The organism is Shewanella gelidimarina, assembly GCF_023283945.1.
Classification (GTDB): Bacteria; Pseudomonadota; Gammaproteobacteria; order Enterobacterales; family Shewanellaceae; genus Shewanella; species Shewanella gelidimarina.
This window is the reverse complement of sequence record NZ_JAKIKW010000001.1, coordinates 17,874-38,105: the sequence shown is the minus strand read 5'-3', so window position 1 is coordinate 38,105 and position 20,232 is coordinate 17,874. Positions and strand designations below refer to the sequence as shown.

At 42.9% G+C, this 20,232-nt stretch carries 21 protein-coding genes; 11 read left to right on the top strand and 10 right to left on the bottom strand.

Annotated elements, in window-relative coordinates; translation table 11 throughout:
* Positions 1–223 precede the first annotated feature (223 nt).
* Together L2729_RS00180 and L2729_RS00175 are read left to right on the top strand one after the other, a co-directional pair.
* Positions 224–1,762 carry a metal transporter gene (locus L2729_RS00180; RefSeq protein ID WP_248986426.1) on the top strand — a complete coding sequence of 513 codons (1,539 nt, stop codon included), beginning with the start codon at positions 224–226 and terminating at the stop codon, positions 1,760–1,762.
* Positions 1,763–1,827: 65 nt separating this feature from the next.
* Positions 1,828–2,577 carry an NRDE family protein gene (locus L2729_RS00175; protein ID WP_248986425.1) on the top strand — a complete coding sequence of 250 codons (750 nt, stop codon included), beginning with the start codon at positions 1,828–1,830 and terminating at the stop codon, positions 2,575–2,577.
* A 51-nt stretch (positions 2,578–2,628) separates the two neighbouring features.
* On the opposite strand, the gene L2729_RS00170 is transcribed toward L2729_RS00175, so the two are convergent.
* Positions 2,629–3,051, bottom strand: coding sequence for a YybH family protein (locus L2729_RS00170; RefSeq protein WP_248986424.1), 423 nt, complete (start codon positions 3,049–3,051; stop codon positions 2,629–2,631).
* A gap of 136 nt (positions 3,052–3,187) precedes the next feature.
* On the opposite strand from L2729_RS00170, the gene L2729_RS00165 reads away from it, so the two are divergent.
* Positions 3,188–3,739 (top strand): lysophospholipid acyltransferase family protein, encoded by a 552-nt coding sequence (locus L2729_RS00165; RefSeq protein ID WP_248986423.1) that lies wholly within the window; start codon positions 3,188–3,190, stop codon positions 3,737–3,739.
* 67 nt (positions 3,740–3,806) lie between these two features.
* On the top strand, positions 3,807–4,427 hold the full coding sequence (locus L2729_RS00160) for a LysE family translocator (RefSeq protein ID WP_248986422.1): 621 nt from the start codon (positions 3,807–3,809) through the stop codon (positions 4,425–4,427).
* Positions 4,428–4,430: 3 nt separating this feature from the next.
* Here the strand turns inward: L2729_RS00160 and gltS are convergent, their stop codons facing one another.
* Together gltS and L2729_RS00150 are read right to left on the bottom strand one after the other, a co-directional pair.
* Complete coding sequence (gene gltS / locus L2729_RS00155) at positions 4,431–5,654, bottom strand: sodium/glutamate symporter (protein WP_248986421.1); 1,224 nt, start codon at positions 5,652–5,654, stop codon at positions 4,431–4,433.
* A gap of 153 nt (positions 5,655–5,807) precedes the next feature.
* Positions 5,808–5,969, bottom strand: a complete 162-nt coding sequence (locus L2729_RS00150) for a DUF2986 domain-containing protein (protein WP_248986420.1) — start codon at positions 5,967–5,969, stop codon at positions 5,808–5,810.
* 260 nt (positions 5,970–6,229) lie between these two features.
* Between L2729_RS00150 and L2729_RS00145 the strand changes: the two genes are divergently transcribed.
* The 4 genes from L2729_RS00145 to L2729_RS00130 all read left to right on the top strand — a co-directional run bounded on the left by L2729_RS00145 (position 6,230) and on the right by L2729_RS00130 (position 10,176).
* A complete protein-coding gene (locus L2729_RS00145; protein ID WP_346347747.1) occupies positions 6,230–6,622 on the top strand; it encodes an HAD-IIIC family phosphatase in 393 nt (130 codons plus the stop codon).
* Complete coding sequence (locus L2729_RS00140) at positions 6,613–8,193, top strand: capsular biosynthesis protein (protein ID WP_248986419.1); 1,581 nt, start codon at positions 6,613–6,615, stop codon at positions 8,191–8,193. The genes L2729_RS00145 and L2729_RS00140 overlap by 10 nt, the downstream gene beginning before the upstream one ends.
* The gene (locus L2729_RS00135) at positions 8,193–8,909 is read left to right on the top strand and encodes a glycosyltransferase family 2 protein (protein ID WP_248986418.1); all 717 of its coding nucleotides are present in this window, start codon (positions 8,193–8,195) and stop codon (positions 8,907–8,909) included. The genes L2729_RS00140 and L2729_RS00135 overlap by 1 nt, the downstream gene beginning before the upstream one ends.
* Positions 8,910–9,102: 193 nt before the next feature.
* Positions 9,103–10,176 carry a glycosyltransferase gene (locus L2729_RS00130; protein ID WP_248986417.1) on the top strand — a complete coding sequence of 358 codons (1,074 nt, stop codon included), beginning with the start codon at positions 9,103–9,105 and terminating at the stop codon, positions 10,174–10,176.
* A gap of 86 nt (positions 10,177–10,262) precedes the next feature.
* On the opposite strand, the gene L2729_RS00125 is transcribed toward L2729_RS00130, so the two are convergent.
* From L2729_RS00125 to L2729_RS00105, 5 genes are all read right to left on the bottom strand, one after another.
* A complete protein-coding gene (locus tag L2729_RS00125) occupies positions 10,263–11,159 on the bottom strand; it encodes a WavE lipopolysaccharide synthesis family protein (protein ID WP_248986416.1) in 897 nt (298 codons plus the stop codon).
* Between the two features lie 80 nt (positions 11,160–11,239).
* A complete protein-coding gene (locus tag L2729_RS00120; protein ID WP_248986707.1) occupies positions 11,240–12,253 on the bottom strand; it encodes a CDP-glycerol glycerophosphotransferase family protein in 1,014 nt (337 codons plus the stop codon).
* 85 nt (positions 12,254–12,338) lie between these two features.
* The gene (locus L2729_RS00115) at positions 12,339–13,424 is read right to left on the bottom strand and encodes a glycosyltransferase (protein ID WP_248986415.1); all 1,086 of its coding nucleotides are present in this window, start codon (positions 13,422–13,424) and stop codon (positions 12,339–12,341) included.
* Complete coding sequence (locus L2729_RS00110; protein ID WP_248986414.1) at positions 13,421–14,506, bottom strand: hypothetical protein; 1,086 nt, start codon at positions 14,504–14,506, stop codon at positions 13,421–13,423. Before L2729_RS00110 ends, L2729_RS00115 begins: the two co-directional genes overlap by 4 nt.
* A 56-nt stretch (positions 14,507–14,562) precedes the next feature.
* Positions 14,563–15,627 (bottom strand): glycosyltransferase family 9 protein, encoded by a 1,065-nt coding sequence (locus tag L2729_RS00105; protein ID WP_248986413.1) that lies wholly within the window; start codon positions 15,625–15,627, stop codon positions 14,563–14,565.
* Between the two features lie 84 nt (positions 15,628–15,711).
* Here L2729_RS00105 and L2729_RS00100 point away from each other — a divergent pair, with 84 nt between their 5' ends.
* Positions 15,712–16,446 (top strand): 3-deoxy-D-manno-octulosonic acid kinase, encoded by a 735-nt coding sequence (locus L2729_RS00100; protein ID WP_248986412.1) that lies wholly within the window; start codon positions 15,712–15,714, stop codon positions 16,444–16,446.
* 21 nt (positions 16,447–16,467) lie between these two features.
* On the opposite strand, the gene waaA is transcribed toward L2729_RS00100, so the two are convergent.
* Positions 16,468–17,739 carry a lipid IV(A) 3-deoxy-D-manno-octulosonic acid transferase gene (waaA, locus tag L2729_RS00095; protein WP_248986411.1) on the bottom strand — a complete coding sequence of 424 codons (1,272 nt, stop codon included), beginning with the start codon at positions 17,737–17,739 and terminating at the stop codon, positions 16,468–16,470.
* Positions 17,740–17,917: 178 nt separating this feature from the next.
* On the opposite strand from waaA, the gene L2729_RS00090 reads away from it, so the two are divergent.
* Positions 17,918–18,577 carry a TetR/AcrR family transcriptional regulator gene (locus L2729_RS00090; RefSeq protein WP_101090145.1) on the top strand — a complete coding sequence of 220 codons (660 nt, stop codon included), beginning with the start codon at positions 17,918–17,920 and terminating at the stop codon, positions 18,575–18,577.
* 12 nt (positions 18,578–18,589) lie between these two features.
* On the opposite strand, the gene L2729_RS00085 is transcribed toward L2729_RS00090, so the two are convergent.
* Positions 18,590–18,781: a hypothetical protein gene (locus L2729_RS00085; RefSeq protein ID WP_248986410.1), complete on the bottom strand. Its 192-nt coding sequence runs from the start codon at positions 18,779–18,781 to the stop codon at positions 18,590–18,592.
* Positions 18,782–18,967: 186 nt separating this feature from the next.
* On the opposite strand from L2729_RS00085, the gene L2729_RS00080 reads away from it, so the two are divergent.
* Positions 18,968–20,164, top strand: a complete 1,197-nt coding sequence (locus L2729_RS00080) for a glycine C-acetyltransferase (RefSeq protein WP_101090147.1) — start codon at positions 18,968–18,970, stop codon at positions 20,162–20,164.
* The last annotated feature ends 68 nt before the right edge of the window (positions 20,165–20,232 follow it).

The window sequence follows — 20,232 nt, the reverse complement described above, 5'->3', positions numbered from 1 at the left end:
TGACGCCTAATTACTTGAAAAGAAGATTATTCTATAATGTTTTACAGCAAAGCTAATAAAAAGTTATAGAATATTTACACTCATGAGCAATACATTCAAAATTAACACGAATGTAGCAGTGGTTATATATCAATGTAAATTCAACTTATCGCCCTGCTAATTACCCTTAACACTGGTATACTGTGGCGTTTTTTCGCACTCGCGGATTTAAAATGGGATCCCCATGTTGTATCTCTTAGCTAGCTGTATTGCACTATTATTAGGACCCTTGTTTTACCGATTCTTTTCATCGGGAACGGGGTTACAAAAAGGCCTAGACGGATTTATATTCGTTTCACTGGGTGGCTTAGTGCTGATCCATATTTTACCCGAACTATTAGAGCACGGTGGTTTTCTGGCTATTGTGTTTGTCATCATTGGTATTTGGGGTCCCACGCTGAGCGAACGCTTATTTCATCGTTACTCTGAAGTCACCCATAACCTGACCCTTATCCTTGGTGTTGGTGGATTACTGCTGCATACCATTACTGATGGCGGAGCCATGATTTTGGCCCAGCAAGACGGTAACTCACCGCTGCTTGCCCTCGGTATTATCTTGCATCGCTTGCCTGTTGGTGTCGCTATCTGGTGGCTGCTAAAGCCTCAAGTCGGTAGCCGTTGGGCGATGTTAGTGTTGACCGGTATGATGCTGCTTACGGGCATTGGCTACTTTGCTGGCGAACAGTTCTTGTCGCATCTAAGCCTGGAAAATACGGTTTATTTACAGGCATTTGTTACTGGTTCCATATTGCACGTTGTGTTGCATCAACCCCATGGTCAACCCAATACAGATAAACAGGGTCGATTTGAGTACCACGCGGGGATAGGAAGTTTACTCGGTATCGGACTGCTCTTTCTGCTATTAATGATGGACTCTGGTGGAAATGATCATCAGCACAGTCATTCAACTGAACATCTATTGGATTGGATGCTCACCATCGCGCCGATCTTATTACTCAGCTATGCCGTTGCGAGCATTCGTTTTTACTTTGGGCTAACACCTCAAAATAAGGCGCTCAGTCGACGCTGGTTACAACGACTACTTGGCCCTGAAGCTATTATCATTACCGGCTTGTTGCTCGGACCTATTTTCACGCTCATCCAAGCAATTTCAGTCGTTTTGATAGGTGCGCTGTTAACTTACTGCAAGGTTGAACCAACAGATCCCCATGACTCATTACCAACCTCAGCGGTGCGTTTTGGTTTTGCTCACTTAGTTGACCGCAGTGCACCTTGGATTGTGCTTAGCCTTATTTTAGCCAACTTAATTGGTCATCCAGCGGTGCCTTTATCCAACCCCATAGTGCAAGTTGCCGTATTACTATTGGTGTTTTTACCGATGCGTTTTTGTAATCTCGGCGCCGCAGTACTATCACTTTCATTGGCTTATAGCGGCTGGACGACAACAGCGGTATTGTTGCCATTAATTGCAGCACCGATTATCAACTTTGCGCAGTTAAAGTTGATGGACTGGCCACAAAGAGTGGCCTTGTTTGTTCTACTCTTTGGCTTACTTGCCGTTATTGAATGGATCCAACCGCAATGGCAGGCATTGGGGCATTTACCACACTTACTCAACAGTATTAGTCTTTGGGTGGTTGCGGCCTTGTTTGCGGCTAGCTTACTTCGCTTAGGTCCGCGTAAATTTATGAGCCGACTCATGTTACTTAAAACGAAGCCGCACTCTCATGAGCACAACCACGCCAATGGTCATCATCACTAAGCCAGAATAGCTTTTCTTGGGGATGGGTATTAGTCTGTACTCATCATTCCATTTTATTCTGGCTTATGTGCATTCTATTTGTCGCCCTCGAGGCGCACCCTGAATACCCACTCATTATTTGCGCCAACCGTGATGAATTTCATCATCGCCCTACCGAACCTGCTCATTTCTGGCCCAGTCATGACCAGCTACTCGCAGGCAAAGACTTAGAGGCCGGCGGCACTTGGCTTGGCGTTAATCAACATGGCATGGTTGCGGGATTAACCAATATTCGCGACCCTGAGTTAATTCAGTCAGATATGAGAAGCCGCGGGGAATTGGTCCTAAACGCGCTAATGAACGGTGGCATAGATGAGCCATGGTTAACACGTTATAGCCCATTCTATAATCCATTTAACCTGCTATATGGGGATGAACAGGCGTTATATTGTTTTGATAGCCGTAACCAACAGCTCATGCGACTCACGGCTGGGTTTCACTCTATCAGTAACGGCGCACTTGATGATATATGGCCAAAGATGTCACGCGGTACTCAAGCGATTCAAGCGCACATAACCCATAATAGTACCCCCTGTATTGATTCGCTGTTGGCTATTATGAAGGACGGAACACAGGCTCCAGATGCCGAATTACCACAAACAGGGGTAAGTTTAGAGTGGGAACGTCACCTTTCATCGATCTATATTCACCATCAAGAGTACGGTACCCGTTCAACCAGTATCATTTTGAAGGACAAGCATGGGAAAGTGCAATTTTCTGAAGTGCGTTATGATGGCAAAGGCAGGGATCTAGGCCGAGATGATTTTACCTTATAAGCACTCTACGGCCTAAGCGATGACGTGCGCCACCATCTATAGGCTTAGTGACTAATCAGAAGTGTGATCATGGGTTATCACCCAGCGATCATCTATCTTCTCTACTAACAGGGTAAAAACACCATTTGGATTATCTTTAGCCCGCTCTAGCGCCCAGCGGCCAACAACAATCGCCGCGTAATTGCTCAACATTTTAGTTTCTTCGATAGTAAAAGTCAGCTGACCTAATGTCGCTTTATCTGGATAATGTTTTTTATAAGCAGCGAGCGTGTCTTCCCAGCCATAGCGGAATTTGCCATTCGATACGAAACGCATTTTTTCGCTATTCCAATAGCCTTGCATGTACCCGTCTAAATCGCCTCGATTCCAAGCAGCTTCCTGTCCGGCCAAAATGTTAGCAATATCATCCGTCGGCACAGCGTTAGCATTAAAAGCTAAACATAACAGTAAGGCGCTAATTCCTTTTTTAAACATGACTCTCTCCCTCTGGTGATTGCGTGTACTATACCCAAACTCGCTTCTGGCGTCTTGCTACCCATTATGGTCCCTCATTGGTAAAAGTCACAGAAAACAATAATACTAAGAATAAAGTTAAGGCGGTTTGCATTACATGTTTCAATCATTTTTCAAATTCTTACTCAAAGCCAGTGGCTGGAAAATAGTCGGCGCGCTGCCAACCCATCATCAATATCTCGCTATTGTTGGTCCACACACCAGTAATTGGGATTTTGTCATTGGCCTAGTCGCGCGTGGTGCTATGGGAGCCAAGGTTAACTTTTTGGGTAAACATCAGCTTTTTATTCCGCCTTGGGGTTGGTTCTTCCGCGCAATGGGCGGCGTGCCGGTAGACAGAAGAAAGAATAATAACTTGGTTGATGCCGTCGTTGAGATCTTTAATAGCAATGCTAACTTTAGCTTAGCACTCGCACCTGAAGGTACACGTAGCCCAGTAACACGTTGGAAAACCGGGTTTTACCATATCGCCAGTAAAGCTCAAGTCCCCATCGTCACTGTGGGGTTAGATTTTGGCAGTAAGACCGTTGTCATTCCTGAGGGCAAAGACACCACCGATGATATCCAACAAGATATGGATAATATCATCGCTTTCTATCGCTCTATTAAGGGACGTCATCCCAAAGTGATCCCTGATTTCCAGCGCTAAGCCTCATTGCCTAAAGATAATTTGCCCGCTATAGTGCAGCCAGATCCTAGACATTGTATAAAATATTATGATTTTTGATACTTGGTTGCTATACCTTTTCGCCATTCTGCTTATTGCTATCTCCCCCGGCACTATGGCCGTTTTATCCATGGGGCACGGTATTCATTATGGTAAAAGCCGCTGCTTAGCGACCGCTTTAGGCAGCGTGACATCTGCACTCATATTGATGATGGCATCTGCCGCGGGTTTGGGCGCATTATTAAATACAACGGAATATGGCTTCACGATATTGAAATGGTGTGGTGGCGCATATTTACTCTTTCTAGGCATAAAGCTACTGCTCACCAAAGCTGATGGGCAAGGCCTCAAACTAGCGCAAGCAAAAGGTAGTGGAGCACCTCTGCAGCTATTTAAACAGGCTTTTTTAGTCGGGATAAGCAATCCAAAGGATCTACTTTTTTTTGCCGCTCTATTCCCACAGTTTATCGATATCACCCTGCCGCAAGGGCCACAGTTAGCCATATTGGCGCTAACCTGGGCGATAGTCGACTTTAGCTTCGTTATGATTTATGCGTGTATGGCAAATGTGCTTGCGCCAACACTAAAATCCAGCAACAAACTACATTGGTTTGATCGCACCAGCGGTGGGGTCTTTATTACCCTCGCCGCCATTTTATTGATCCGTTAGAATCTACAAGATAAAGCCAATATAGCCCTGCAGCACAATTAGATTAACGATATCGATAAAAAACGCACCCACAATTGGCACTACCATAAATGCTTGTGGAGAGGGGCCATTTCGAGACACTAACGCCCCCATATTCATCACTGCCGTTGGGGTTGCCCCCATACCAAACCCGCAATGACCACCCGCAATAACAGCAGCATCATAATTCGAGCCCATCAATCTAAAGGTGACAAAGTAAGCAAAAAATCCGAGCACGATGGTTTGCACTAATAAGATAATAAGCAGAGGAATGGCCAGATCAAAAATCTCCCATAGCTTTAAGCTCATTAATGCCATCGCTAGAAACAGTGATAAAGAGACGGTACCCAATATATCTACACATTCATTATTGGTTTTATACCCGCGAGTTAATTCGGTAAGGTTGGTTATCACCACACCAAGAAACAATGCATAGACAAAGTCAGGCATTTTTAACCAACTGATCTCAAACACCGATACCAAGTGCTCAATCCACCTAGCACCCACTACGCAAAGCAATAAAATGAACAAGGTCTCCATGACACTTTTGGCGGTGACTCGGTCCTCTTCAAGCTGATCATACGTCACAAGATCGGGGTGATCTTTATGATGATTGCCCCCGATGCCATAAGATGACACCAGTTTGTTTTTATCAATCAATCTCTGTGCAACAGGGCCACCAATAATCCCGCCCATGACGAGACCAAATGTTGCGGCGGCCATCGCAAATTCTAGCGTACTCATACCATAGTTGTCAGAAAACGTTTGTGCCCAAGCAGCACCAGTACCATGACCGCCAGATAACGTAATAGAGCCGGCAACCAAACCCATTAATGGTTCTAAGCCTAATGCGGTCGCTAGACTCACGCCGACGGCATTTTGAATAACAATGTAGATGGAGGCTATGCCAAGGAAGATAAACACCTTCTTCCCTCCTTTAGCTAACAGCTTATAGCTTGCAGCCAAGCCCACCGTACTAAAAAACATTAGCATTAAGGTGTTCTGCATCGGCAAAGAGAACTTAAGGGTAATATTCTGAAAATGTAAGGCGGTGGTAATGGCCGCAACCACTAACCCGCCGATAATGGGTTCGGGAATGTTGTACTTTTTGAAGAAACCCACATGGCGATTAACACTATGCCCGATAAATAGCACCATTATCGCGACCAAAAATGATTCTAGTTCCCCGATTGAATATACGATATCCATGAAACTCCTATCCGTTACATCGGCTTCGCAGTTAGCACTGCTAAGCTAAAATTAGCCGAGCATTCTGCCATATCTATTAGGGTAATTAATATTAGCTGTGTCCGAAATATGAATATTCATGTAATAAAACCACATTTTTGAGCAAAAACTACTCTAATCTATCTCTTGGATAGCCTTTCCCGCTATCTCTAATGCTTCCAAACGATCTCTTTCGGCTTTAGAAACGTATTTGGGTTTGTTAGCAGTATGCAGTTTTGAATTAGCTTTTTTAGCCTTACCCATAAATTTTTTAGTGATTTTTTTAGTGCGGTTCATGTCGTCGATTTCAGCCCTATTTATTTCAAAGAATTATAACTCAAAATCCAAATATTTGAGTTTACAAGTTCAATATAAATACTTAACTAACCTACATTCAGAGCGTTCTAGATACAGACTCGTTTAGCTTTAATTGCATTGCCCTGTATTGGGAAAAGCAATTTGCTCTAGGGATTAGCAGTCAAACACTCGATCCCATTAGCCCTATATGACGCATACAGATAAAGCGTGTAGAATGTTTATCTAATGGTTCATCTATTATGTTATTGCAAATGAAAAAATTAATCGTAGACCTTGACGGTACACTTACCATGGCCGATACAAGTAATTATCCCGAGGTGGCCCCACGCCAAGAGGTGATCGACAGGCTCAAAGAATATCAAAATAATGGCTTTGAAATCGTAATATCTACAGCCCGCAATATGCGTACTTTTGAAGGTAACATCGGCAAAATTAATATCCATACCCTGCCGATTATTACCGCATGGTTAGATAAGCACCAGGTTCCCTATGATGAAATTTTAGTAGGTAAACCATGGTGTGGTCACGAAGGGTTTTATATTGATGACAGAGCGATCAGGCCTGCGGAGTTTGCTCGTCTTAGCTATGATGAAATTCAACAACTCATTATTGAAGACAAAGCATGTACCTGATCACCTCTGCAGCTTTTGTTGCCACTGAACTTCAGTCTGAATTTGGACCTCTACCGCCGAGTTTTCTGCCAGTGGGCAACAAACGTTTATTCCACCATCAATTAGCACTCATCCCCAGGAATGAAAGAATTATTCTAACATTACCAGAGGGCTTCAATCCGAGTCAGTATGATAGTGATTCACTTGCGGATAGAAATGTTGAATTACTATATTTACCTACACGCCTTAACTTAGGTGAGTCTGTTGTTTACGCTTTAAACTTACTTGAACTTGAGCATGACGAAGCACTTTTTATTCTTCACGGTGATACACTACTAGATCAACTCTCTTCAGAGTTAGATCAACTCGGCATAAGCCAGGTTGAAGATAATTATGACTGGGCAGAATATAATCCACATACTGCAAGACTAAGTAAATTCACCCCAGAAAAAACATTATCTAGTGAACTGATTTCGAATGGATTTTTTAGTTTTTCAGCTCCGAAGATATTAATTCGTCATATCATCATCCAGAACTGGGATTTTATTCTGGGAATTAACGCTTATATACAAGATATAGGAATGGCACCACATTTATACCAACATTGGTATGATTTTGGCCACTGCCATACCTATTTTCAGTCGAAGTCCCGCATGACCACGCAGCGTGCGTTTAATGAAATGAGTATCTCCGGACAAGTTGTAACCAAGGCGAGTTACAAAAAGAATAAGCTCGCGGCAGAGGCTCGTTGGTACCAAACAATCCCAGGCACACTCCGCAGTTATACACCGCAATTGCTGGCAACCAACAATACTAAAGATACTTTTGGTTATAGTATTGAATACTTTCATCTAACTGCATTGAACGAGCTATATGTATTCAGCCAGTTGCCGGCATTTTCTTGGCGAAAAATGTTAAAAGCCTGCTGTCAATTTCTAAAGCAAGCCAGCGAGCACCGTGACACAGATAAACAGAGCCTCGATCAGCTTTTTGCAAAGAAAACCCAACAGCGTTTATTCGCGTATAAATCTCATACACAATTAGATATTAACAGTCCGATTACCGTAAATGGCAAACAGCAGCCGAGTTTGGCAGAATTAGCCGAGATAAGCCTTAAGTACCTTCCCCTGGATTCAGGTCAAATAAATGTATTACATGGTGATTTTTGCTTTAGTAATATTCTATATGACTTTAGAACGTGTAATATAAAAGTCATCGATCCTAGAGGGATTGATGCCGCCGACCAGCCAAGTATATATGGCAACACCGTATACGATATCGCCAAATTATCTCATTCTGTTATTGGTCTTTATGATGCTATTATTGCGGGCTACTTTGATGCAGCACTACAACAGCAAGACTTAACCTTTAGCATTATGTCTACGCCCAGACAAGAGAGAATTATTACGGATTTTATTCATATGATATATGATGAATTTGGTATCACTGAGAATCAACTATATGCCATGCAAATTCAGTTGTTCATCTCAATGCTGCCACTGCATAGTGATAGGCAAGATCGTCAGCTAGGCTTTATCGGTAACGCTTACCGCCTCTTTGACAAGATTAAATTAAATTCAGGAAGTACCTAATGATAGTGATCCCAATGGCAGGGTTGAGTTCTCGCTTTTTTAAAGCGGGCTATAACAAACCTAAATATATGCTACTAGCCCATGGTATAACACTTTTTGATCATGCAATTTTAAGCTTTCAAGCTTACTTTGACACGTTGCCATTTCTCTTTATTGTTCGTAGTGAATATGACACCCCATCATTTGTCGAAACTAGTTGTCGGAAATTGGGGATTAAAAACTATCAAATTAAAGTGTTAACGGCGGAAACTCGTGGCCAAGCAGAAACAGTGTACCTTGGACTTAAGGATATTGAAGATGATATGCCAATCACTATTTTTAATATTGATACTTTCAGGCCCAATTTTACGTTACCCGAACTTGTAAGCGACTGTGATGGTTATCTAGAAGTATTTAAAGGTAAAGGGAGCAACTGGTCATATGCAAAACCACTATCTTCAACCTCCAATCGTGTAATTGAAACAGCAGAGAAGAACCCGATCTCAGATCTGTGCAGCACAGGTCTCTATCACTTTAGCTATGCAAAGGATTTTAAAAGGATATTTAACCTCGAAGCTACAAGGCCTATATCTGAGTGGCAGAAACAGGAGCTTTATATAGCCCCGCTATATAACCATATGATAAGTGAGGGTAAAGATATTCGCTACAACCTCATAGATCGAAGTGATGTGATTTTTTGTGGCGTACCAGACGAATACCTAGATTTTATTCAATAATAAAAGATTAACCCTATTTTCTTTTAAGTAACATGCGTGTAGATCTCAAAAGTCATATATCAGCTTTAAAAAAAGAAGAACCATTTCATCGTTCACGAGGTCTATAAATAAAGTGGCACAAGCAGCCCGATCAGGTTAAGGATTAGGTATAATATTCACTATAAAAAATATTGAGTAATTTAAGAGTCTCAAAATGAAAAAAGTCGCAATCTTCTGCCATAATTTACTTGCTAACGGCACTGTGAAAGTAGCCCTTACTCAAGCTGAAGTTTTACAGGAAGCAGGACAAGATGTGCACCTATTTATCTTTAATAGAGAAGGTGATTTCACTCCTCCACAAAATGTGCAAATTCATTACGTTTTCGAATCACAAAAAACACTGTCACTAGCAGAGCAACAACAACAATTACAGAGTTGTATTCAGGATATTGAGCAACATAACGGAAAGTTCTCTTTATTCCTCAGTAATTCCACTGATTGTGATGTCGTCGTAAATGGCTGCAATTTTGCTCCATGCTATTATTTCTGCCACTGTGCACTCCAGCAAGAGCTCATTATGGAGTTAAAGCGAGGACCAATACACTTCTTACGTCGCTGGCGCAAAGCAAAGGCGCTTATAGGAAAGCGTATTATTACCGTTTCGGAAGGAATTGCTACAGAGCTTAAAGGTACGCGTTGGTTAAAACCCAAAAGCGTACAAGCTATTTACAACCCCTTTAGAATTGACGATATCAAGGTTAAAGCGGAAGAAGCAGTTGATGGGCTACCAAATGAACCATTCATGATTCATATTGGCCGGGTGACTAGGCAGAAGCGCTTAGATATTCTATTTCAAGCGTTACAAGCGATGCCATCTGCACCAAAATTAGTTTTACTTACTAACCGCCCAGAAAAAGCGCGGAAGCTTGCGAGAAAGTATGGGGTAGAAAACCGCATAATTACACCGGGATTTCAAAGTAACCCCTATGCATGGATAGCTAGAGCAGAATTGATGTTATTGAGCTCTGATTTCGAAGGTCTACCCACCGTCTTAATAGAATCTTTGATCTGCGGTACGCCAGTCGTCAGCACAAACTGTCCACATGGGCCGAGTGAAATCCTAACCGGTGCACTTGCTCAGTACTTAGTACCAAGACGTCAGCCAACTCTATTAGCCGAAAAAGCTTTAGCGTGCTTAGCCAATCCACCATTGTTAAATGAATTACCAATATTGCAAGCTGTCGATAGCCAATATATAGCTAAGCAGTACATCAACCTAGCGGTATAAAAAAGAGTGGCCATTCTAGCAGTAATGGGTAGGGGAAATGTTATAAAGCTCTTTGAAAAATCAAACTGACTTTAACTAATTAAGCATTAACCTCTACCTATTAACTTATTCCAAGCCCCTCTCAAACCAGACTCCTTCAGCAGCCACTTATACATAAAGTGGAAATAAAATACTACGCGACCAAACCGATTGCCATTTATAAAGTAAGAACGATCTCGGTATGAACGCTTAAATCGGCGTGGGATCTCTATACCCAACTCTTTAAAAGAGAGGAAATTAAAATCATCTCTGATTCGCTTACTTGATACAGCACCAACTTCGAAGCTGACGTCTCTATAGGCATCAATCTCAATATTTGGATAAAAATGCTTATAGAATCGGCGCCCTAACATCTGCTCTATAGTTCTATAGTTATTATAATGTGGGTACTGAGTGTTTGTACTTTCAAACAAGTCTCCTTCCCAGAACAACCTCATATCCGCTGTTTTACCCAAAAGGATAAAATCACTAAGATGATAATCTACGTAGCTTTTCCCCATAAACTTAAAATATTCAGTTCTAGCGTAGATATCTAATAGGGTAATCTTCCCTTCTAATCTTGGGGTTCTCTGCCCTGACAATTTTAATAGATGATCTAGACTGTTACTTGTGAACTTAAAATCAGGCCTAACTTTGCAACAATATTCAGATTCCACTAATGCCAAACCCGTTTGGACACCTAGTATTTGCCTATTTACATTCTCAAATTTCGCAACCCCATTAATATATCCAGTTTTAACTTGGCCTGCATCTTCAGGGAAGACCACATGATCTATTAATTCTAAAATTGATTTAGGCATCTCAACTTGGTCAGATCTTGAAAATATAACGGTAGCATCAGGGTAATACTTACGTAAAGAGGCAAAGCATTCCTCTGAAGCGATATGATTACGGTCAGTTTCCGTAAAGTAAGGTCCCTGTACGACAAACGTCAGTGCTTTCATTTTTTTTGCTTCTCTATATAGCGTTTTGCTCTTGTTACCTCAAAGTCAGTAAGTAACTAACTTGAGGTAACGATGAACGTCTAAAGCTTAAACTTCCAGTAACCCAGCTTCTTGCGCATCTTGAAGTGACGCAGCAGATTAGCGGGTTTAGGTTTAAGGTCGTCGGTACCTTGTTCAATCAATTGATCCACTGCGGCTAAGACTCGTTCACTAGAGAGACCATCACGGTAGGGATGGATATTATTACAATACTGCTCTATTTTCGCCATCAACTCAGCAGGCTTAGCTAAAACACGTTCTAATGCCGGTTGAATATCTTCAATGTGATCCACGTTCACTAGATGTGCACTTTGGGTTTGATTATTAAAGGTCACCACAGGTTTACCCTGTAATAAAAACATAATCAGTATCGATGAAGTATCACATAACATCACATCGGCAGCTTTCAATAACGGCAATACGTTATCGGTTTCAACGAAGCTCAGGTTCTCATTCTCAAGCGCTTTATATTTTTCAACAATATCTTGATTCATCTTTGGGTGAAACTGCACTAACCAGCGCCAGTTCCCCTGTGTCGACATGGCCTTTATTTGTTCATATACAGCTGGGGCGCAAGACAAACTGCGAGAAAATGTCGAACAAAAGAGTACCACAGGTCTGTCATCACCCTCTACAGCATAGGGCTGCGGCAAACTCCCTTTATACATAGGATCGAGTGTTGGCCAGCCCGTTTCAGCGACTTTAAACGTTACAAACTTTTCAGCCAGCCGAATAAATGGCAAGGTAGTTGCGGGGCCTTGGGTGCAGTAAAGATCAAAACAATCGCGAATTTCGAAATGGTCTTCGCGACCTTTATGGTTCATTTTACCAGCATTAAAACCATGAAAAACACCCACTTTTACGCCTGGGATAAAATTCGGCACCACATTGCCAGGAACCAAAACGGCATCAGGCTGCCAAGCTTGTACTTCTGTAATCGTGGATAACCGTCTTTCGGTCGATTTCAGAAATGAGGGGTTCACTTCATTGCCTTCGAAAAACCAGCACACCTCACCACCTCGGGCCAGAATAGCGCCCTGCAACGGCCTTAACATCGCGTAAGAATAATTCTGTGCAATGTATAATAAATATCGCTTGTTGTTTGAACTCACAACAACTCCCCATAGAAACTTTTCAATGTTATTTAACCAAGGCCAAATATTCTTGAGCAATACGTACCGCTGTTACTTTTGCCAAAATATCAACGTCTACCAATGACGGCGGTGACACTAAGACTTCATCTAACTTAGTAGCTAACGCCTTAGGATCGCGACGCGGAACTAAGAACCTTGTCAGCTCTCCCGTCAAAATTTCACTCGGCCCATGCGGGCAATTAGTACTGACCACTGGTGTTCCACACGCTAGCGATTCAATTAACACTGTCGGTAACCCTTCAAAATCAGAACTCAACACTAAAGCTTTGGCATTGGCTATCCATGGAAAGGGATTTGGCTGAAATCCCGGAATAATCACCCTCTGCTCAACCCCGTATTTCTTAGCCGCCTTTAGGGCCTTTTTAGGGTTGTGGCATAAGAGCACCACAGGTATTTGGCTTTCCATTTGTGCGATGGCCTGGAACAGCACATCATGACGCTTCTGCTTTACATAACGACCAATATGGATAAGGTAATCGCTATCAGGAATGCCTTCAGGTGTCTGTTGAGAAAGAGCGGTGATATCGTCAAATCCAAATGGATTATAGATACACTGAATCGATGCGGGGACGATACGCTTTGTTCGCTTTATTTCATCCGCAATACCTTGGGATACGGTCACTAAATGATGACCATTTAATGCCTTTTTAGCCCAGAGCTTCTTCAAAAATGCAAACGGACCTAACTTAGCGTGTCGGCTTAACTCCTCTTCAACAGAAGCATGTACCACGACAAACATCGGCGACACCTGTGTTTTGGTCATTAAACGATTGGTTTTATCTAAGTTAGACAAAAACAGATCAAACTTTCCGACACTCGATTCAATTTGCTTAATTTTATTTGTCAGCTTTGCAACGGCGGGTGCCAAATTCCAAAACCGATTAAAGTCTTTATCTTTTTTTTCAAAACAGACGTGCACTGGTAAGCTTTCAGGTATATCGAATGCAACATCATCTGTCATGACTAAGAAATGTGGCTCATGCCCCATCTCAGTAAATTCGTTAGCGAGTGTTAGCATCACTTTTTCTGCGCCGCCCCCCGCCAAACTGTCAATTGCTATTGCAACTCTCATTGCCGAGCTCCAAATTTAGAGTGGAATAAATCACTTATTATGGTCATACCGATATCTAATCCGTTTTCACAATCACACTGAGCCAGCGCTGACTGCAGTGCAAGTTGGTTATCTGTTTTGATTAACGTGACTAAATGGCCTGTCATCTGCTGTGCATCAGCCTCAGAACTTATGGTAAAACCAGCTTCTTTGCAGGCTTTGACGCGATAATTTTGATCTTTTGCGACCGCGATAGATAAGGTCACTTTCTTTAGTGCTATAGCCTGTAATAACGTATCACCACCACTCAATACAGCCACTTTGGCGGCATCCAATAAATCAATTAGCGCTTCATGACTAAGCGTTTTAATTGCAGTAACACCTTCAACCAAGGGAATGTCATGGGGGTAACTCGGTCCGTACACAATGACACAAGGGATTTGCGTGGTCTGGTAAATACTCGCGGCCGCTCTTGCAAACTCTTCGATTACGTAGCCATTGCTATTTTGGTGTCCACCGGAGCCGGCATTTAGTAAAATAAAATGCCCATTGGTAAGACTATAATGGGCTAACAATTCGGCTTGTCGATTTTTACTCGGGTTAACAAAAATCGGCCCAATGACTTGAGGGGCTGCTTTCGTTATTAATTTTAGTTTTAGATGATCTAACCAACTAATGTCGCCAATAACAAATTGAGGCTGCACAACCCAGTGGCTATCAGTCACCCGTGCACGCAGCATTTTCATGCCTCGACTACGCTTACGCTTATGCTGACTTATAAATATAACTTTGGCGCCCAACTTATGGGCATGAACTAATTGAGATCGGCGACCAGCAGCATCAAAAATAACAAAGTCAGGCTTATAGAAAGAGATGAAGTCATTCACCGCTTTAATGTTTTTTGTAGGGGTATCATCTAACAACGCTACAGGATAGGGGCAAGTGGAGGCATAAGGCGCGTGACGGCTCAAAATGAATTGAATATCGGCCTCGGGCCAACGTTGCTTCACTTCATTAGCGACAATCAACGAGCGCATATACTCTCCAACGCCTTCGGCTGAAGACACTGGAACAAATAAAAACTTCGGAGCAGATAGGGTCATTGATTTACTCATCAGACGACAAAAGCAAAATGCTAGCGCATTATACTAACAAAAAATCACGAGTCCTGTTTATCCAACAACAAGTCCAATTCGTTAATAACACTATCAACAGTAATTAATGCCATTAGGTGTTCACCTTTTGCTCTCGTTCCCCAAGGAATATCACCTTGCTTTTGTTCGGCAATAACCTGCTGATAAACACTGACAACTGAATCTAAACAGGTATAAGGGCCTGTTCGGCCAGGATTTGAATGTGCATATAGCCCAATGACTGGCGTCCCTTGAGTTACCGCCATATGAGCAGGGCCCGTATCAGGCGCGAGCACAACACTCGCCTGTTTTAATATTGCTAAAAGTTGCAACAGTGAGGTCTTACCCACTTGGTTTTCAAGCTCAGATTTAGCCGCAGTTTGAATATTATCAGCAAGCACTCGCTCAAGTGGTGTCGGTCCGCCACATAAGATGACTCGATAACCCTTCTCCACAGCATGATCTGCCACTGCCGCATATCGCTCAGGTAACCAGTTACGTTCGGCTTTACTCGCTGCAGCGCAAATAACCAATACCGAACTGTCGCTTGGGATAAGCGCCTCAGCAAACTCAGTATCGGCGGCTAATACTGGAATATTCCAGCGAGGAATAGATTCCGTGACGCCTAGCGCTTTCGCAAACCCCATAAAGCCTTCAAGCACGTGCGGGGTGGCTTGTGGCTCGATGCGGTGATTAGTGACTAGCCACTGACCTTCTTTTGCTCGAAATCGATCGAAGCCGATGCGTAACTTTGCCGATATAGCCAAAGAGGCAATCGTCGCCCTTAGTGCTATTTGCATGTGCAACAACACATCGAATTTTTTGCCTTTAAGTGCACGCTTTAAATTAAAGTAGCTACGCCAGCCTTGCGATTTATCAAAAATGACAAACTCCACCCCAGGGAGGTGTTTTAATAGCTGATATTCAATTTTACCCAGAATCCAAGTAATTTGAAGATCAGGATAACGTCGCTGAATCGCTTGCACCATCGCCACGGCATGGCATACATCGCCAATGGCGGATAGCCGCAACAAGCACAAAGACTTAGCATTGGTTAAATCTAACGGTTCGGCGTGGTTACTTGGGCTCATAATGCTCGAAGGTTGTTTGGCGTAATCTACCGATCTTAATGTAGAATGGCTGCAGGTTCCACGCTTTAGCGTACAATTCTATCTATGAAGTTAAAAAAAACAGCCACTGGCAGCATCACTTATTGTGAACAAACACCTCAAGAAATTGAAGTCACTTGGTTTGGTGTGGATTTTTGGCGTGGACACTCCGCGGTAACGGGATCATCTAAAGGCCGCTATACCACTTGGTTTGTCGATGCGAGTAAGCTAGATCCCACGCAGCAACAGTGGGTACTGCGCCATTATTATCGTGGTGGACTTATTGAAAAAGTCAGCCGTGATCAATATTTTTTCACCAGCCTCAAAAATACCCGTGCAGTAGCTGAACTCACTTTACTCGAAAATTTGTATCAACAAGGGTTTCCAGTGCCCAAACCCATCGCTGCTAATGTAGAACGTAATGGGCTGTGGTATCGTGCGGATTTGATAATTGAGCGAGTGGATGGAGCTGAGGATTTAGTCGCTAGGTTAAGTAAGACGGCCATGACCACTGAGCAATGGCAATCTTTAGGGCAATGTATTGCTCGTTTTCATCATCACGGTGTCTATCACGCCGATTTAAATGCCAAAAATATACTCATTACCGCAGATAAATTCTATTTAATCGATTTTGATCGTGGTGAAATAAGATCGCCTAAGGCGAATTGGCAACGCGCCAATTTAGACCGTTTACTGCGTTCATTTAGAAAAGAGTTGGCCAAATTGCCACAACTGGCCTTTACCGAGGCTGATTGGCAACACCTGCATAGAGCTTATCACAGCGCATTAGCCAGTAAGTAAGCAGAGCAGTACATCGCTGACTTAATCCTTACGATTAATAAGTGATTCAACCAGTGCAAACTGCTTTTGCAGCGCGCCTCTGTTGTCTGCGACCACTTTCTTAGCAGCATTGCTCGCCATTGTATAAGCCTGCTTATTGCCGAAAAATTCAATTAACATCTGAGCTAATGGCTCACTTGCCTCAACAACCTGTAATGCGCCTTCAGCTTGTAGCAGCTGAGTGATCTCTTTGAAGTCCCAATGGTGAGGCCCTACAAAAACAGGTAAACCTACCGCTGCTGGCTCCAAAGGGTTATGTCCCCCTCCCTCGATTAAAGTGCCGCCGACAAAAGCTTGATCGCCCGCGGCATACAACGTCAGTAGTTCCCCCATCGTATCGCCAACGACAACTTGTGTTTGCGCTGTCACATCATCGTTAAGGCTACGTCGAGCCACCAGCATATTAGCTTGCTTTACTGCGGTAACAGCGGTATCAAACTGCTCAGGGTGTCGTGGCACCATCACCATCAATGCTGTTGGATAGTGCTGCATCACTCTTTGATGAGCTTGTAGTATTAGCTCAAACTCTCCTGGGTGAACAGACCCCGCCACCCAAATAGGCCGATGCACTGCTTGCCAGCCCTCACGCACAGCCTTCGCGGCCTCAATGCGTGCGGGTGCCACATCTAACTCAAATTTCAAGCTGCCACATATAGTCACCTTGTCTTTATTGACACCGAGTTCAATAAAACGAGTCGCTGCTTGGTCTGACTGAGCCGCGATTGCATCTAAACTCTGTAACATCGGTAAGTTCAAACGCGGGCGTTTTTGATAAGCATCAGCAGATTTTTGCGATAATCGAGCATTGGCCAGTAACACTTTGCTGTTATTGCACTTTAGATAATGAACTAAGTTAGGCCAAAGCTCGGTTTCCATAATGATGCAGGTTTTCGGTGCCACTTGCTTTACAAACCGCCTGCTACACCAAGCCAAATCAAAGGGTAAATAACAATGCTGTACCTCATCACTAAACGCGCGTAACACGGCAGCAGATCCTGTTGGGCTGGTTGTTGTTACCGTAATCGTTAAGTGTGGGTAGTTCGCTTGGATCTGTTTTATCAGCGGGATCGCCGCAATAGTCTCTCCCATTGAAACACAATGCAGTAACAGATCTGTTTGTTGTAAGCCTTTAAAGCCAAATCGTTCATTCCAACGACTGCGGTAATCAGGGCTTTTAAAAGCACGTACCGCTAAGTAGACCAATAACAGCGGCGAAATGAGGTAGAGCAAAGCGGAATAAAGGCTGCGATTCATGAATTTTTTTACTTTAGTGATTTTTACTTGAAGAATTACATCAATGCTAACATGATAGTCATAACTTAACGTAGATGCATAATCGCGAATATGTAGAGTTGCTCTCGCATTTTAGATTGCCAAGCAAAACATTCACTAAGCTTGGCGATTTCGTGGATATTAATCATTTAGGATGAATATGAAAACCCGTGACAAAATCGTACAAGCCAGCTTGGAGTTATTTAATCAGCATGGCGAAAGAGCTATCACAACCAATCATATTGCAGCCCACCTAAATATTAGTCCAGGTAACCTCTATTATCACTTCCGTAATAAAGAAGACATCATCCGCTCAATTTTCAGTCTCTATGAGCAACATTTAGAATCAGGCTTTCAGCCCTACGTCGACAAAGAGGTCGATGTCGATCTCTTGGTTGGTTACTTTGATGCGATGTTCTACACCTTATGGCAGTTCCGCTTTATGTATGCCAACCTTGCAGACATTCTTAGCCGCGATGAAGCGTTAAAAAATCGATATTTACAGGCACAACAAGACGTTTTAGCACGCTCTAGCAGTGTCCTTATAAAACTGACTCAAGATGGCTTTTTAGCGATTAATGAAGAAAATATAGCCCCGCTTGCTGATACCATTAAAATGCTGGTTAGCTTCTGGATAAGCTATAAACTGACCCAAACACAGTCTTGTATCGGCTCAATTACCAAAGAGTCACTATATGAAGGGCTACTTAGGGTGATCATGATATTCAAGGCCTATTCTACTCCGAATTCTACCGCTACATTTGAAAGGCTTGAAGAGTACTACCGCTCAATGGCACTCAGTACAAGTACACCCTCTTAGTTTAATAAAGTGCTACTGCAACATCTGACTTGAAGCCATTTTTGCAAAAAGTAACTTTTGAATTAACGTGTCCTTGTCATTAAGCAACCAAGGCATTGGCTTCTCATTAGCCATTATGACCTCTGTTGGCATTAAATTTTGGGCTGCGGCACGTTCAAGTGCAAATCTAAGCGCCCTATAAAACAGCCAGCTACACGTATTCATACATATGGCGTCCTCAAACACTAAAATACAAAATAAACAATTAGTTTAACTAATCTGAAACATACAGTAGCCCTAATCTAACTTATCTCGCTAGCGCTGCTAAAAAAAGGCTGTGGGGCTGGGCTGTTTAAGGTTAAAATGCCGCCACTCCAATAATCAAAACAATACTAATTAAGGAGAATTTGGGTGTCAAAGACCTCATTCTACGACCAAATAAATCAACAAATTACCGATGTAAAAGCAGAAGGCCTTTATAAGAGTGAACGCGTAATTGTTTCTCCTCAACAAACAGCAATTGAAGTTAATGGCGACCAAGTCATCAACTTTTGTGCCAATAACTACTTAGGTTTGGCTAATCACCCAGAGTTGATTAAAGCTGCCCATGGCGGGCTTGATGCTCATGGTTTTGGCATGGCATCAGTACGATTTATCTGTGGCACACAGGATATCCATAAGCAACTGGAAGCCAGTTTAAGCGCTTTCCTTGGCATGGAAGATACCATTCTTTACTCTTCATGCTTTGATGCTAATGCCGGTTTGTTTGAGACACTGTTAAGTGCAGAAGACGCTATTGTCTCTGATGCACTTAACCATGCATCAATCATTGATGGTGTGCGTTTATGTAAAGCCAAGCGCTTCCGTTATGCCAACAATGATATGGCCGATCTTGAGACGCAGCTAAAAGCCGCTAAAGAAGCCGGTGCACGTAATATCCTGATTGCGACTGACGGTGTATTCTCAATGGATGGCGTCATTGCTAACCTCAAAGGCGTATGCGATCTTGCTGACAAGTACGATGCGCTAGTGATGGTTGATGACTCACACGCTGTTGGCTTTGTTGGTCAAGAAGGTCGCGGTACCCACGAATTTTGCGATGTGATGGACCGTGTAGATATCATTACCGGTACTTTAGGTAAAGCACTTGGTGGGGCTTCAGGTGGATTCACTTCTGCTAAAAAAGAGGTTGTTGAATGGTTACGTCAACGTTCACGCCCATACCTTTTCTCTAATTCGTTAGCTCCTTCGATTGTTACCGCATCGATTCATGTTCTTGAAATGCTCAAAACAGGTCAAGATTTACGTGAAGCCGTTTGGGAAAACAGTCGTTATTTCCGTGAGAAGATGTCTGCAGCAGGTTTTACTCTTGGGGGCGCCGATCATGCCATTATTCCAGTAATGATTGGCGACGCCAAAATTGCGGGTGATTTTGCTAATCGTCTCCTCGCAGAAAAAATCTACGTCGTTGGCTTCTCTTTCCCTGTAGTACCAAAAGGCCAAGCACGTATTCGTACTCAAATGTCAGCCGCGCACACTAAAGCGCAGATCGACAAAGCAATCGAAGCCTTCACCCGTATCGCTAAAGAGATGGGTATTATCAGCTAGAATTAAACCAAATAGGGCGACACGATGTTGTCACCCTAATTGAATCAATTTAGCAGACTGCGACTGAG

Coding starts and splice junctions, on each gene's coding strand:
- L2729_RS00180 (WP_248986426.1), top strand. CDS start 224: ATGTTGTATCTCTTAGCTAGCTGTATTGCACTATTATTAGGACCCTTG.
- L2729_RS00175 (WP_248986425.1), top strand. CDS start 1,828: ATGTGCATTCTATTTGTCGCCCTCGAGGCGCACCCTGAATACCCACTC.
- L2729_RS00170 (WP_248986424.1), bottom strand. CDS start 3,051: ATGTTTAAAAAAGGAATTAGCGCCTTACTGTTATGTTTAGCTTTTAAT.
- L2729_RS00165 (WP_248986423.1), top strand. CDS start 3,188: ATGTTTCAATCATTTTTCAAATTCTTACTCAAAGCCAGTGGCTGGAAA.
- L2729_RS00160 (WP_248986422.1), top strand. CDS start 3,807: ATGATTTTTGATACTTGGTTGCTATACCTTTTCGCCATTCTGCTTATT.
- gltS (WP_248986421.1), bottom strand. CDS start 5,654: ATGGATATCGTATATTCAATCGGGGAACTAGAATCATTTTTGGTCGCG.
- L2729_RS00150 (WP_248986420.1), bottom strand. CDS start 5,969: ATGAACCGCACTAAAAAAATCACTAAAAAATTTATGGGTAAGGCTAAA.
- L2729_RS00145 (WP_346347747.1), top strand. CDS start 6,230: ATGTTATTGCAAATGAAAAAATTAATCGTAGACCTTGACGGTACACTT.
- L2729_RS00140 (WP_248986419.1), top strand. CDS start 6,613: ATGTACCTGATCACCTCTGCAGCTTTTGTTGCCACTGAACTTCAGTCT.
- L2729_RS00135 (WP_248986418.1), top strand. CDS start 8,193: ATGATAGTGATCCCAATGGCAGGGTTGAGTTCTCGCTTTTTTAAAGCG.
- L2729_RS00130 (WP_248986417.1), top strand. CDS start 9,103: ATGAAAAAAGTCGCAATCTTCTGCCATAATTTACTTGCTAACGGCACT.
- L2729_RS00125 (WP_248986416.1), bottom strand. CDS start 11,159: ATGAAAGCACTGACGTTTGTCGTACAGGGACCTTACTTTACGGAAACT.
- L2729_RS00120 (WP_248986707.1), bottom strand. CDS start 12,253: ATGTTAAGGCCGTTGCAGGGCGCTATTCTGGCCCGAGGTGGTGAGGTG.
- L2729_RS00115 (WP_248986415.1), bottom strand. CDS start 13,424: ATGAGAGTTGCAATAGCAATTGACAGTTTGGCGGGGGGCGGCGCAGAA.
- L2729_RS00110 (WP_248986414.1), bottom strand. CDS start 14,506: ATGACCCTATCTGCTCCGAAGTTTTTATTTGTTCCAGTGTCTTCAGCC.
- L2729_RS00105 (WP_248986413.1), bottom strand. CDS start 15,627: ATGAGCCCAAGTAACCACGCCGAACCGTTAGATTTAACCAATGCTAAG.
- L2729_RS00100 (WP_248986412.1), top strand. CDS start 15,712: ATGAAGTTAAAAAAAACAGCCACTGGCAGCATCACTTATTGTGAACAA.
- waaA (WP_248986411.1), bottom strand. CDS start 17,739: ATGAATCGCAGCCTTTATTCCGCTTTGCTCTACCTCATTTCGCCGCTG.
- L2729_RS00090 (WP_101090145.1), top strand. CDS start 17,918: ATGAAAACCCGTGACAAAATCGTACAAGCCAGCTTGGAGTTATTTAAT.
- L2729_RS00085 (WP_248986410.1), bottom strand. CDS start 18,781: ATGAATACGTGTAGCTGGCTGTTTTATAGGGCGCTTAGATTTGCACTT.